The organism is Flavobacterium sp. SORGH_AS_0622 (genome assembly GCF_030818825.1).
Lineage (GTDB): Bacteria > Bacteroidota > Bacteroidia > Flavobacteriales > Flavobacteriaceae > Flavobacterium.
Map to the genome: position 1 here is coordinate 3513539 of NZ_JAUTAX010000001.1, position 15044 is coordinate 3528582.

Here is a 15044-nt window from a genome sequence, read left to right on the forward strand (position 1 = left end):
AAATATTTGATTTTTAACAACTTACAATATTTAAAAACGCTCTGTTTTCAACAAAAAAGCAAAAAAAATGTATTAAAAATTTGGCTTTTTTGTGTTAAAAAAAATGCTTTTTGACGCTGTTTTATATACAAAAAATACATTTCAACGAGTTTTTAGGTTAGTTACAGACAAAAAAAATCAAAAATAAATAGACCCTATAACTTTGATTCTGTTAAAATTTTATAAATACTTCAAAACAAAGTCTTAAGTTATGAGAACTAAATCTACTCTTGAAAAAGCAGTAAAATTTGTTTACAATTGTAAGTTTATTTTTTCGTTCAAAAAGAACATCTTTCAAAAAAACATTTTTTTCGTGCTGTTTTTTTTAACAACAACTTTTTCATTTGCTCAAAGTGAAAATGTGGATTCGTACTTAACCAACTTAGAAAATTCGGGACAGGATTCTAAGCTTAGTGATCTCAAACATCTTCTTTACGATTTACAATCAGCTGTTTATGTTTCTTCTGGAGATATAAATGTTTACGGCGACCAGCCTACTGCTTTGTTCACAGATATTAGTTCGGTTAATAGTCTTAATTCTTCTATTGCTACAAAAAGTGACATCGAAATTGTATCGATTAAAATTGAAAAAATGACAGATTTAAACCAATCCATCGATCTGAATTCTTTCTCCGCTTTCGAAAAATTAAAATACATTTTCATCATTTCAGGAATTGGGACTAATCCTTCTGTTATCAATAATTTGATAAAAAATGATACTTCAAAATATGTTCTTCTGTATAAAATTTCTATAGGCGGATAATTTAAAACTACTATTATGAAAAAAATCTACTCTCAATATTTTGCGGTTTTTTATTTCTTGTTGATGCTTATCATTGGTATTACTGAAGCAAATGCGCAGGTTATTAAACCGTTTAAAGAAAGAACATCTTCTTATTCTCCTACCAAAACGATTTATAAAATTAAAGGAGATTTTACGATGATTGGAAACACTAATCTAACTATGCAGAATTACGACGCTGGTGAAACCAACGGACCTTTCCCGATGGTATATGTAGATAAGGATAATAACAATCAAACTGTTAACTCTTCTGCGGCAACTTTGGATTTGCTAAATGACAGCGGAGTAAAATTAACGAACTGCTATAATATTGTTTATGCTGGATTGTACTGGACTGGGAGAGTTTCTGATGCGGCTTACAGTCCAAACTCTTTTAATGTGACTAAAAATGGCGTGACTAAAACTTTAGATAAAAGAAAAATTCTGTTTAAAGGGCCTAATGACAGTACTTATGATGAATTTACGGCGACAGATATTTATTTTCCGACAAATGCAGATAACAATATGTTTACTGCTTACGCGGAGGTTACGGATTATGTTAGAACAAACGGAATTGGTGAATATTTTGCGGCCAACATCGCGGCAACTGAAGGTGCTGACGGAGGCGCGATAGGAAAATATGCGGGATGGGGTTTGGTCGTGGTTTATGAAAATTCTAACATGAAAAACAGAGATATTACTGTTTTTGACGGACACGCTTTTGTGCAAAATAACATAACCGCAGAACATAGTTTTCCTGTTTCGGGCTTTAACTCTGTAACATCTGGGCCAGTCGATGTTAAACTTGGAGTTATGGCCGGCGAAGGTGATGTGAACTATGAGGGTGATTACTTTCAGATTCAAAAATTAAATACCAACAATTATTTAAGCTTAAGCCGAACTGGAAATTCTGCCAATAACTTTTTTAATTCTTCTATTAGCACTGGTGGAAACAACCGAAATCCGAATTTGGTTAATAATTCGGGACTTGATATCAGCATGTTTAAACTTCCAAACAGTAACAAAGATATTATTGGAAACAATCAGACGTCTACGACTTTTAAATATGGATCTACGGTTGACACCTATACGATTTTCTCGATCGTAATGGCAATTGATGCATACGTACCAGAAATTGAAGGTGTTCTTACAGCTACAACTATTAACGGAAGTTCTGCTGGTGCTGGTCCTTACACTGTTTTGCCAGGTCAAGAACTTGGCTATAAAATACAAATAAAAAATAGAGGTTCTGAAGCGATTCAAAACAGCAAGATTGTTATTCCAATTCCGTACAATGCCACATTTGTTAGCGGAAGTTTAGCTAAAACAGTGAATTTCACTCCAGCTCCTTCGCCAAATTTGCTTACTTACGAACCTACAATTGGCGCCAACGGATCTATTGTCTGGAACATTGGCACATTACCTTTACCATCTGATCCAAATACTGTTTTGGCTGAGCTGACATTCCAATTAAAATCTACAGAAAACTGTGCTTTGCTTAAAAACTCAAACTGCAGTAATGTAATTCAAGTAAACGGCTCGTTAAGCGGACAAGGTGTAAATTCGACTGTAACAGTAACCGACAAACCTTTAATTTTAGGTTATACAACCTCTGGAAGCTGTACAGGAACTACTATATCTGCACCGCTTCAAACCACTATAGATTCTTCAAATTATACAAATGTGAATTGTCAGGCTACTTCACCAACTATTTCTTTTACTTTTTGTAATAATGCATCCTCAATTCCAATTACAGATGTAACGGGTTCGTTTCCTTCTGGTTCCACATTTTACAATGCATACCCAGTAGTAGCGGGAACAACAACCCAATATACAATTAACAACCCTTTCCCTGCTACCGTGGGAACATCAACTTATTATGCAATTCCTCCCGGAGCTGCTGCCGGATGTTACTTTCAATTTACGATAAAAGTTGAAAGCATTACAACAATGCCAACTGTTATAGATCCCGTAAACTATTGTATTGGCGATAATGCGCTTCCTTTAACTGCGGTACCAAGCAAACCCGAGTATACATTATACTATTACCAAACTGCCACTTCAACAGGCCAGCAGACATTAACACCTTCTACTGCTGTTGCAGGACAATTTACTTATTATGTTGCAGAAGGAAAAACTAATGCTTGTATTGGTCCTAAAAAAGCAATTGTAGTCAATATAAATTCAAAACCAACAATAACTATAACCAATCCACTTCCTATTTGTGCACCAGCAGCTACAGTAGATTTAACCGCTGCAAATATTACTGCTGGCAGCACATCAGGTTTGACTTATACGTATTGGACTGATGCTGCTGCGACTCTTCCGTATGCCAATTTTAGTACTGCTGTTTCTGGAACTTATTATATCAAAGGAACAAATACTTCTAATTGTTACGATATAAAACCAGTCGTAATTACCAAAAGCACGGTTATAGTTACAGAATTAACTGCTTCACATACAGACGTAAAATGTTTTAATGAAACTACTGGGTCAATTACTGTAAATAATGCTTCTGGAGGAGTTGCTCCATACAGTTATTCATGGAAAAAGAACGGTTCTGCCTATGCTGGCACTTCTCAAACTTTAAATAATTTGGGATTTGGAGTTTATGAGGTTACAGCAACTGATGCCAATGGCTGCCAAGGAACAATAACAATTAGCATTTTACAACCCAATGCACCTTTAGCCCTTGCAGTTTCTTCAAAAACAGATGTTTTATGTTTTGGTGAAAGTACTGGATCTGTAACTGCAGGAACAATTACAAATGCTGTGGGAACACTAACTTATTCTTGGAAAAACAGCGCAAATGTTGAAGTAGGAAGTACAGCTTCTGTTTCAAATCTGCCTGCGGGAACTTATACTTTAACGGTAACCGATTCTTGTTCTTCTCAATCTAATTCGGTTACAATCGATCAGCCAATCGCTGCTTTAACTTTGGGAATTTCTTCTAAAACAGATGTTGTATGTTTTGGTGAAAGTACTGGATCTGTAACTGCAGGAACAATTACAAATGCTGTGGGAACAGTAACGTATTCCTGGAAAAACAGTGCAAATGTTGAAGTAGGAAGTACAGCTTCTGTTTCAAATCTGCCTGCGGGAACTTATACTTTAACAGTAACAGATTCTTGTTCTTCTCAGTCTAATACTGTAACAATTTCGCAGCCACAAAATGCATTAAGTGCAGTAAAAACACAAACTGATGTTACTTGTGGAGGCGGTAATAACGGTTCTGCTACCGTAACGGTTTCTGGCGGAACTTCTGGATATACTTATACTTGGAATACAACTCCTGTGCAGACAACTGCTTCGGCAATTGGTCTTACTGCTGGAAACTATAGCGTTGTTATCACAGATGCAAATGGATGCCAGCTTTCGGAATCATTTACAATTATTGATGGAGATTCAGTTATACCAATTATAAATCCGTTACCACAGACTACTACAATTTATTGTCCAGCAGCGCCTGTTTTTGAACAAGCAACTGCTTCTGATACTAATGGAACTATTTCTTTATTAACCTACGTTGATACTATTACGCCAGGAAATTGTGCTGGATCGTATACAACTACAAGAACTTGGACCGCAAAAGATACTTGTGGAAACATTTCGCTTCCTGTTAGCCAAACTATAATGGTACAAGATAATACGGCGCCAACTTGGACAATTCAAGCGGGAACTTTAGATCAAACTATTGAGTGCAGTGATGCAGCAGCTTTAACAGCTGCACAGGCTTTATTTCCAACAGCTTCTGATACTTGTGACGCTGATGTAACCAATATTGTAAAAGTAAGTGGTCAGTTTATAGCTTCTGCAAATTGTGCAAATGCTGGAACTTATACCAATACTTGGACTGTGAAAGATGACTGCGGAAATACTTCTGATACTTTCACGCAGGTGATTACTATTCAAGATACAACTGCACCAATATTTACAGGTACTCTTCCTTTGGATATCGAAGCATCTTGTGACGCAGTTCCTGAACCAGCTGAAATGCATGCTTCAGATAATTGCAATGGAGATTTGCCAATTGTATTCTCCGAAACAAAATCGGATATTCAAAATGGATGTGCTTCTAACTACACTTTAACCCGCACATGGAAAACGAGTGATTGTAGTGGAAACACAGCATCATATACTCAAATTCTTACTGTAAGAGATAAAACGGCTCCGACTGGAACAGCTCCTGCGAATGTAAATAATTTAGCCAGTATAGATTTGATTCCTGTCGGAAGTCCAACAGACATAAAAGATGCTGCTGATAATTGCAGTCCTACAGTAAATATAACTGTAGCAGATACCAGTACTGAGTGCGACGGAAATGTTTCTATCGTAACGAGAACTTACACCTTAACAGATTGCGCTGGAAACATCACTAAATTGGTTCAGACCTTTAGTGTAAATTGTAAAGTTATAAAAGTCATTGTAGCGAATGATGATACTGCTGGACCAGTTGCCGGTGTAAATCATAGTACCACAAATGTTTTGAATGTGTTTTCAAACGATACTCTTGAAGGTATCCCAGTAACGCCAACCGATGTAATACTGACAACCGTAACACCAAATAATTATTTACAATTAAATCCTAATGGCTCTGTAGATGTATTACCAAATGCGCCGGCAGGAACATTAACATTAGTATATCAAATTTGTGAAGCAGGCCAAACAGATAACTGTGATACTGCAACTGTTACAATTACAATTGAAACACCAAAAATGACGGTTACTGCAACACCTATTTGTATCAACGACGTTCCTTACATTGATTATGTAGTTACTCCTATAAACTTCACTCCTGTGAACGGATTAACAATTGCTTGGGCAGACAGTAGCAATACTATTATTACAACAATGACCGATTTACCCTTAAATGGTCGTGTATTATGGCCTGGAGCTGTTGTCGACGGAACTGGAAAAGGAATTGACTGGCCGGGATGGATTTTTGAAAATAATACTTGGATCCAAGGTCCTGATGGATTTGAAAAATTACGTCCAGCAGCTAATCTGATAATATCTTTAAATCCAACCGAAACTATTACTGTTAATTATCCACCAGCAGATCCGTATTGTACTGCCAGACCAACATTTACAATTAATGCTAATGACGATAATCCAGCACCAATTACAGGACCTGGAGCAGTTACCAATATTGTAAATGTTCTTACTAACGATACATTAAACAATAATGCTGCAAATATTAATGATCTAACATTAACAATTGTAACGCCAGATCCTAAAGGAGTTTTAACATTAAATCCAAACGGATCGGTAGACGTTGCTGCCAATGTACCTGCCGGTACTTACATATTGACTTATCAGATTTGTGAGAAAGCCGATTTCGGAAACTGTGATACAGCTATTGTAACTATCATAATTCTAGATACTCCTGCTCCGCCTACTCCAGTTGTGGCTAATGATGATAGTTACAACAATATCGGATGTAATACTTTTGGACTTGTCGGCAATGTTTTAAGTAATGATTTCAAAGGGCTAAATCCTGCAACGCTGCAACTAGTAAACTTTACACTTATTAACGAAAATAATACTAAAACAGATCCAAACATTACAATTGACGCTTCTGGAAATGTAACCGTTTCTAGTTTGACACCAGCAGGAACTTACACTTATAGCTATAGAATTTGTGACAAATTGAGTGCTGAGAATTGTGATACTGCGATTGTCACTATTACCGTAGTTCCAAACGGAATTACAGAAATTAAAAGTACAGCTTGTACTGATGATTCAACCCTGATTAACTTAACAACTTTACTGCCAGAAGGCAGTCCGACTACTGGTTCTTGGATTGATAGAAATAATACGAATAGCCTTCAGGGAAGTGTATTTAATCCTTTTGGTTTAGCGCTTGGTAATTATTCTTTTGAGTATATAATAGCAGATGAAAAATGTCCAAGAAGCATTGTCCTAGATATGGAAGTAAACGATGATTGTAAAGTATTAGCCTGTGGCAATGTTTTACCTCATAATGCCTTTTCTCCAAATGGCGACGGAACGAACGATATTTTCAAAATTGACAATATTGAAGATTTAACTTGTTATCCAGAAAATACAGTTGAAATATATAACCGCTGGGGAATTCTAGTTTTTGAAACCAAAAATTATAACAATACAACAAATGCATTTGACGGTAACTCAAGAGGAAGAACAACTGTAAAGCAATCTGATGGACTCCCAACTGGTACTTATTTTTATATCATTAATTATAAGTCTGTCGATGGAAACAACACTATTCAAGATAACAAACTAGACGGGTATTTATATCTATCGAAATAATCCAATTTTGAATAAAACAACTAATTGATTTTTTAAATCATTAGTAACATTAAATAATATATCTACTATGAGAACAAAATTATTTTTCTTCGTCATTCTGTTAGTTACCTATATGGGGCATGCACAACAAGATGCGCAGTTTACTCAATATATGTACAATACCATAAATATCAATCCTGCTTATGCTGGTTCTCGTGGTGCATTAAGCATTTTTGCGCTGCATCGTGATCAATGGGTGGGACTTGATGGAGCTCCAAAAACCAATACAATTTCAGTAAATACCCCAATTAATAATAGTAATGTCGGACTTGGAGTGTCTTTGGTAAACGACAAAATTGGTCCAACAAACGAGAATCAATTTTCTGTAGATCTGTCTTATACAGTTCCAACCTCAGAAACTTGGAAACTCTCTTTTGGTATAAAAGGTACAGCCGATATCTTTAATCTTGACGTAACAAAACTAAATCTAGAAACACAAGGAGATCCACAATTTCAGAATCTGAACAATGATTTTTCGCCCAATATTGGTGCAGGTATTTATTGGCATTCTGATAACGCTTACATCGGATTATCTGTTCCAAATTTTATACAAACCAATCGTTACGACGACAATGATGTTGCCATTTACAAAGACAAAATAAATTACTATTTAATGGGAGGTTATATTTTTGATTTTTCTCAAGAAGTAAAATTCAAACCTGCAGTTTTAACTAAAATGGTCGAAGGCGCACCACTTCAAGTTGATGTGTCTGCTAACTTTTTTTTCTTTGAAAAACTCACCTTGGGTGTTGCTTACAGATGGGATGCTGCTGTAAGTGCAATGGCAGGATTTCAACTCACAGACGGACTATATCTTGGTTATGCCTATGATAATGAAACGACCCGATTAAGAAATTACAATTCTGGCTCACATGAAATTTTCCTGCGCTTTGAATTCTTTAAAAACAATGGTAAAATGACAACTCCTCGTTTCTTCTAAAAAAAAAAGTATTATGAAAAACTATACACTATATTTCTTCACAATCATAAGTGCTTTTTCATTTAGCAGTTATGCACAGCAGTCAAAAATAAATTCTGGAGACAAAAAATACGATAATTACGCCTACGTTGATGCCATAAGAACTTATGAAAAAGTAGCCAATAAGGGTTATAAATCTGAAGACATGTTTAAAAAATTAGGCAACTCTTATTATTTTAATTCTGATTTTGAAGGGGCTGCCAAATGGTATGGTGAGTTATTTGCCATGAATAGTGTTGTTGAACCAGAGTATTATTATCGATACGCCCAATCTTTAAAGTCTACTGGAGATATTGCTAAGGCAAATAAAATTTTTGATGAATTTAATACTCAATCAAAAAACGATACCAGAGCCAAACTTTATAAGAATGATGTCAATTATCTCGATGAAATTAAAGCAAATTCTGGAAGATATAAAATTGAAGATGCTGGAATAAACAGTAAATATTCAGATTACGGATCTTTTGTTTACGATAATAAAATCTATTTTGCCTCAGCAAGAGATACAGGAAATTTTTCACAGCGTAAACACAAATGGACAGGAGAATATTTTACGAATATTTACAATGCAGATCTTAATCCTGAAACAGGAAAAGCTGCAAAAGTAAATAAGTTTAAATCTGCTATAAATACAAAATTCCATGAAGCTTCTCCAGTTTTTACCAAAGACGGAAAAACAGTTTATTTTACTAGAAATAACTACATCAATGGAAAAAAAGGAAAAGACGATAATAAGATTACGCTAATCAAAATCTATAAAGCTGAATTGGACAGTAATAACAAATGGACCAATATTGCCGAACTTCCTTTTAACAGCGATAACTACAGCGCTGGACATCCAGCTTTAAGTCCAGATGAGAAAACATTATATTTTTCATCAGATATGCCCGGTTCAGTAGGACAATCAGACTTGTATAAAGTGAGCATCAATTCTAATGGCGGATACGGAACTCCAGAAAACCTTGGAACAACAATCAATACTGAAGGAAAAGAAACTTATCCTTTTATTACAAATGAAAATGAAATCTACTTTTCATCAGATGGGCATCCCGGTTTAGGTGGTTTAGATGTTTTTGTTGCTAATATCGAAGAAAATGGTACAATCACTAATATTCAAAATGTCGGAGGAGATGTGAATTCCCCTAATGATGATTTTGCCTATATCATTGATCCAGTTTCCAGAAGAGGATATTTTAGCTCTAATAAAGACGGTGGACAAGGTTCTGATGATATTTATAAATTCTTAGAAACCAAAAAACTAAAATGCATTCAAGAACTGGAAGGCATAATAACAGATGCCGAAACAGGAGCAATTCTGCCTGGAGCAATAATTACTTTATACGACAATCAAATGGCAGTTAAAAACTCTACTGTTTCTGACGGTTCAGGAAAATATTCTTTTCCTGTAGAATGCGGCAAAACCTATAATGTAAGAGCAGAAAAGCCAGAATACACCACAAAAGAAGTTAATGTTACTATTGCCAAAACAAGCGGTAAAACAACTTTACCAATTGCATTAGAAAAATCAACCTGCAAAGTTACTGTTGGAGATGACCTCGGAAAATGTTTTGGAATTAAAATGATTTATTTCGATTTGAATAAATACAATATAAGAACAGAAGCTGCTTTAGATTTAGAAAAAATATTGGTTGTTTTAAACGATAACCCAACAATGAAACTCGATATTCGTTCGCATACAGATAGCAGAGCAACACATCAATATAATGAAGTTTTATCTGAAAGAAGAGCAAAATCAACTATAAAATGGCTGATTAAAAATGGCGTAGCCCCAAACCGATTAACCGGCAAAGGATATGGCGAAACACAGCTTGTCAATCAATGTGCTGACGGTGTAAAATGTACCGAAGAAGAACATCAAGCCAATAGAAGAAGTGAATTTATTATTACTGCTTTATAAAAATTGATCATTTCATTTTAAAAAGGCTGTCTGTACAAGACGGCCTTTTTCAATGTAAAAAGTCGTTGCAATTCAAAGAATTACAACGACCTCTAAAAAACCAACCTGTTCAATATTCGATTTAAATCTTAACAAAAATGTTAGTGTAATATTTTTTTCCTGTAGCAGCGTCTGTCGTTACAGATAATCCGAAGTGCGTATAATCACCTTCGATATTCTCTTTGTGACCAGGGCTGTCCAACCAGGCTCTCAAAGCTGCTTCGGGAGTTTTATAGTTGTAGGCAACGTTCTCACCAACTTTTTTAGCTCCCAAAACATCTGTGAGATTTTTAGATCTTTCAGTAAAATCATTATGGTCTACAACATTATTTTCAATCATATATTTATTATGCTCTTCACATATATAAGATATATGATTAATGCGTTCCAAAGCATTTAAACCAATACTCACACGGTATTCGTTTATTAGCTTCATGGTTTGTATTTCTGTATCGTTGTAAGTATAATTGGCAACAAGCGTTTCGACAGGAGTATTATCCACGCTTCCTTCGGCAGTCTCAGCAGAACATGAGTTCATTGCGATTAGAATCGCAATGAACAACATGATGCGCATAATCTTTTTCATAATCAACAGCATTTTAGCGGTTTAAAGTAAATGTTGGGGCAAATCCTTTAAATTTATTTTTGAATAATTATCGTCTGATTTTCTGTACCAAACATATTCAATTTACCGTTAAACTACAAAATTAATCGATGAACTACATGTGTTTTTTTCTTTTACCTATAAAAAACTTACAAATTAAGAAGAAAGTCGATCAATCTTCCACGTAAAATCAGATTGACTTGTATAGCGTATTCTGTCATGAAGCCTATTAGCTCTTCCTTGCCAAAATTCAACTTGCAGTGGAGTAACTAAATAACCACCCCAATTATCTGGTCGGGGAATTGATTTTCCTTCAAATTCTGATTCTAGTTTTTTCAAGTTTTCTTCTAAGAAAGTTCTGGACGGAATCACTTCACTTTGATTAGAAACAATTGCACCAAGTTTACTTCCTTCTGGGCGGGAATCAAAATAATTATCAGAAATAATCTCAGAAGTTTTTTGTGCAATTCCTTTTATGATTACCTGACGTTCCATTTCCTGCCAGAAAAAAGACAAACAAACATTTGGGTTCGCTTCTATCGCTTTTCCTTTTTCAGAATTATAATTGGTATAAAATATAAATCCTTCTTCAGAGAATTTCTTTAACAAAACAACACGCGATTTTGGAAATCCGTCCAAACCAATTGTCGAAACTGTCATGGCATTTACTTCTCCACTTCCTCCGAAATCTTCTGCTTCATGAAACCATCTATTAAATAAATTAATAGGATCTTCAGGAATGTTAGTTTCCAGTAATTCGCTTTTTTCGTAGGATCTTCTATAATTACTTAAATCATTCATGATTTTATATTTTAGATATTAGATTGCAGATTTTAGATTTTTTTGTTTCTAGTTTCAAGTTTGTCAGCTGAGCGATCCCGAAGCTTCGGGAGAAGCCTCTAGTGCTGCAAAAGCCCTTTTCCCGGAGCCTCGGAATCGCTCATGGTGAAAGCCCTTGTTCGCGTTCCTAAACTTAGTATCTTAGTACCTCAGCCCCTTAGAATCTTAGATCAAAATTCAAAACTCACCCCATCATCACCCAAAAGTACATTAGGAAAAACGGTTTTAGCTTCTTCTTTAAAACGTTCAATTTCGTCATATCGTGTTGAATAATGACCTAAAACCAAATATTTCACATTGGCTTTTAAAGCAATTCTAGCCGCTTCTTTTGCCGTGGAATGCAATGTTTTTAATGCTAAACGCGCTTCAGATTCTAAAAATGTAGATTCATGATATAAGACATCTGTATCCTTGATAATCGGAATCACATCTTCGTTATAAACTGTGTCTGAACAAAAGGCATAGCTTTTTGGCGGTTCGGGATCAAAACTCAGTTTTTCATTTTCAATTACAGTTCCGTCATCCAGAGTAACATTGCCGCCGTTTTTTATCTTTTGATAATAAGCAATATGAACATCGTAATGCTGAACAGCTTCAACATTCAGCTTGCGCTCAGCTGGTTTTTCTTGAAATAAAAATCCGTTTGTATAAACGCGGTGTTTTAATGGAATTGTTTTGACAATAACTTTGTTATCTTCAAAAATTACTTCACTTTCTTTTGATTCCAATTCATGAAAAAACAGGCTGTAAGTTGTCCATGATTCTGTCAATTTTAATTGAAGCAGAATAAGTTCTTTAATTCCTTTTGGGCCATAAATATGCAAATCGGTTGTTCTTCCTAAAAGGGAAAAAGTCGAAATCGTACCGATCAATCCATAAAGATGATCTCCATGAAGATGCGAAATAAAAATGTGATTAATCTTTGAGAATTTAATCTTATTTTTTCGAAGCTGAACCTGAGTTCCCTCTCCACAATCAATTAAAAATAATCGGCTTTTAATTTCTAAAACCTGCGAAGTTGGGTTGGTAAGCGTTCTGGGAGTTGCGGCATAACAGCCAAGTATAGTCAACTTCATTTTAGATTGTTGATTTTAGATTTTAGATTGATGAAATATTTTAGAATTGATAAAAGCATTTTAGATTTAGTAACAATCTAAAATCTAAAGTCTAAAATCTGAAATCTAAAATCCTAAGTCTCTTTCGATTTCTTCCATTTCGATAATATCATGTGCTTCCAAAAGAGAAGGAACTACAACCAATTTATCTGAAATAGCATTAAAATCAAGATCAGAAGCTACAATGACGAAAGATTTTTTTGCTTTTTTGTGAGCTTTAGAAAGCGGTAAAAAAGCTTTTAAATCATTTTCTGACAGCTTAGAATCTGATGATAAATCGATTATAATATTTTGTTTTTCAAAGGTTTTAAACTGCTGCGTAACTTTTTCCAAGAAAGCATTTACATCTCCTTGTGTATCTTTAATAGTAACGGTATGTCCTTTTTGATCTACTTTCATTTTTTAATTTGTGGGGCTTATATAAAAATTGATTTTCTAAGAGCTAAGGTACGAAGTTTTTTTATTTTTTTGTTTCAAGTTTTAGGTTCCAGATTTCAAGTTTGTCAGGCTGAGCGATCCCGAGGCTTCGGCAGAAGCCACGTTTAGTATTAAAAAAGCACTCTCCCGAAGCCTCGGGATTGCTCAGTGGACATTCTTTCAAAACTGAAAAACGCGATCAAAAAACTGTTACTGAGACTGAAAACTGCGACTAAAAGCTACTGAATCTTAGAAGCCAGTAAATAAATAACCGCCATTCTAATCGCAACACCATTTTCTACCTGATTTAAGATAACAGAATGATCAGAATCTGCAACTTCAGATGTAATCTCTACTCCTCTGTTAATTGGTCCTGGGTGCATGATTACGATTTCTTTTCCGAGAGAATCCAAAAGCGGTTTATCAACTCCGTATTGCTGTGCATATTCGCGTGTTGATGGAAAAAAATTTACATCCATACGTTCGTTTTGCACTCTAAGCATATTGGCAACATCGCACCATTCTAAAGCTTTTCTTAGATTCGGTTCAACCGTAACACCAAGAGATTCAATATATCTCGGAATCAGTGTTTTTGGTCCGCAAACTTTTACTTCTGCGCCCTGCATCTGCAAAGCATATATGTTGGATAAAGCAACTCTCGAATGCAGAATATCTCCAACGATAACTACTTTTTTTCCGGCAACATCACCTAATTTTTCTCTAATAGAATAACTGTCCAATAAAGCCTGTGTTGGATGTTCGTGCGCACCGTCTCCAGCGTTTACGATACTGGCTTTGACATTTTTAGATAAAAAATAAGCCGCTCCGGGATTGGAGTGGCGCATTACAACCATATCAACTTTCATCGAAAGGATATTATTTACAGTATCAATCAAAGTTTCTCCTTTTTTAACCGATGACTGCGCTGCAGAAAAACTGATAACATCTGCAGAAAGACGTTTCTGCGCTAATTCAAAGGAAAGTTTGGTTCTGGTACTGTTTTCGAAGAAAATATTGGCAATTGTAATATCTCGTAATGAAGGAACTTTTTTAATTGGTCGGTTAATGACTTCTTTAAAATGATCTGCCGTTTCAAAAATCAGGTTAATATCATTTTCGTTGATATATTTGATTCCTAATAAATGATTTACGCTTAATTCTTTCATTTTTATTATTTATTTGTTTATTCTTTGAATTGTTTAATCGTTTTTTTTTCAAATCGTTTAATCGGTCTTTCTGCCGATTAAACAATTAACCGGTTAACCGATTAAACTAATTCGTTACTAAGTGAACAACATCTTCACCATCATTTTCTTTCCAGCTCACTTTTACTTTTTCGCCATTAATAGCATCTACCTGACGGCCTCTATAATCGGGTTGAATTGGTAAATTACGGCTGAAGCGTCTGTCAATTAATACCAGTAATTCAATTTCTGAAGGTCTTCCAAAAGATTGAATCGCGGTTAATGCAGAACGAATGCTTCGCCCCGTAAACAATACATCATCAATAAAAATGACTTTTTTGTCTTCGACTATAAAATTGATTTGCGTTTTATTGGCTTCAAGTGGTTTATCAGTACGACGGAAATCATCTCTAAAAAAAGTGATGTCTAGATATCCCAAAGAAATTTCAGGAACCTTGTATTCGTCTTCTAATATTTGTTTTAAACGTTCAGCTAAAAAAACACCTCTTGGCTGAATTCCCACTAAAATAGTATCGGAGAAATCAAGATGTTTTTCGATTAACTGACAAGCCAAACGATGGAGTATGATAGTAACTTCTTTTGAATTAAGTAATACTTTTTGGCTCATAAGTAATTGTAATGTTTGGTTTGCAAATATACGGAATCTGATTTTATTTGTTGGGGAAATCTAAAGACAAATATTATTTTTTGAAATTACGTTTGTCAAAACTTTCAATAATTGAATCTAATACTTCTTTTATTTTTTAGCTATATTAAAATCCACTCCTACAATACTAA

The 15044-nt window shown here is 34.9% G+C and carries 10 protein-coding genes; 4 read left to right on the forward strand and 6 right to left on the reverse strand.

Annotated elements, in window-relative coordinates; genetic code table 11:
• The first annotated feature begins 352 nt into the window (after nucleotides 1-352).
• The 4 genes from QE431_RS14715 (at nucleotide 353) to QE431_RS14730 (ending at nucleotide 10047) form a co-directional block, all read left to right on the forward strand.
• Nucleotides 353-802: a hypothetical protein gene (locus QE431_RS14715; RefSeq protein WP_307297191.1), complete on the forward strand. Its 450-nt coding sequence runs from the start codon at nucleotides 353-355 to the stop codon at nucleotides 800-802.
• Between the two features lie 15 nt (nucleotides 803-817).
• Nucleotides 818-7111: a gliding motility-associated C-terminal domain-containing protein gene (locus tag QE431_RS14720; RefSeq protein WP_307297193.1), complete on the forward strand. Its 6294-nt coding sequence runs from the start codon at nucleotides 818-820 to the stop codon at nucleotides 7109-7111.
• A gap of 67 nt (nucleotides 7112-7178) precedes the next feature.
• A complete protein-coding gene (locus tag QE431_RS14725; RefSeq protein ID WP_307297195.1) occupies nucleotides 7179-8090 on the forward strand; it encodes a type IX secretion system membrane protein PorP/SprF in 912 nt (303 codons plus the stop codon).
• A 13-nt stretch (nucleotides 8091-8103) separates the two neighbouring features.
• Complete coding sequence (locus QE431_RS14730) at nucleotides 8104-10047, forward strand: OmpA family protein (RefSeq protein WP_307297197.1); 1944 nt, start codon at nucleotides 8104-8106, stop codon at nucleotides 10045-10047.
• Between the two features lie 121 nt (nucleotides 10048-10168).
• On the opposite strand, the gene QE431_RS14735 is transcribed toward QE431_RS14730, so the two are convergent.
• From QE431_RS14735 to pyrR, 6 genes are all read right to left on the reverse strand, one after another.
• Nucleotides 10169-10672, reverse strand: a complete 504-nt coding sequence (locus tag QE431_RS14735; RefSeq protein WP_307297199.1) for a CAP domain-containing protein — start codon at nucleotides 10670-10672, stop codon at nucleotides 10169-10171.
• Nucleotides 10673-10846: 174 nt separating this feature from the next.
• A complete protein-coding gene (pdxH, locus tag QE431_RS14740; protein WP_134140149.1) occupies nucleotides 10847-11491 on the reverse strand; it encodes a pyridoxamine 5'-phosphate oxidase in 645 nt (214 codons plus the stop codon).
• 209 nt (nucleotides 11492-11700) lie between these two features.
• Entirely contained in the window at nucleotides 11701-12606 is a 906-nt protein-coding gene (locus QE431_RS14745) for a ribonuclease Z (protein WP_057116458.1), read from the reverse strand.
• 105 nt (nucleotides 12607-12711) lie between these two features.
• A complete protein-coding gene (locus QE431_RS14750) occupies nucleotides 12712-13044 on the reverse strand; it encodes a ribonuclease Z (RefSeq protein ID WP_307297203.1) in 333 nt (110 codons plus the stop codon).
• A 257-nt stretch (nucleotides 13045-13301) separates the two neighbouring features.
• Nucleotides 13302-14228, reverse strand: coding sequence for an aspartate carbamoyltransferase catalytic subunit (locus QE431_RS14755; protein ID WP_029273654.1), 927 nt, complete (start codon nucleotides 14226-14228; stop codon nucleotides 13302-13304).
• 106 nt (nucleotides 14229-14334) lie between these two features.
• Complete coding sequence (gene pyrR / locus QE431_RS14760) at nucleotides 14335-14874, reverse strand: bifunctional pyr operon transcriptional regulator/uracil phosphoribosyltransferase PyrR (RefSeq protein ID WP_057116460.1); 540 nt, start codon at nucleotides 14872-14874, stop codon at nucleotides 14335-14337.
• Nucleotides 14875-15044: the final 170 nt, after the last annotated feature.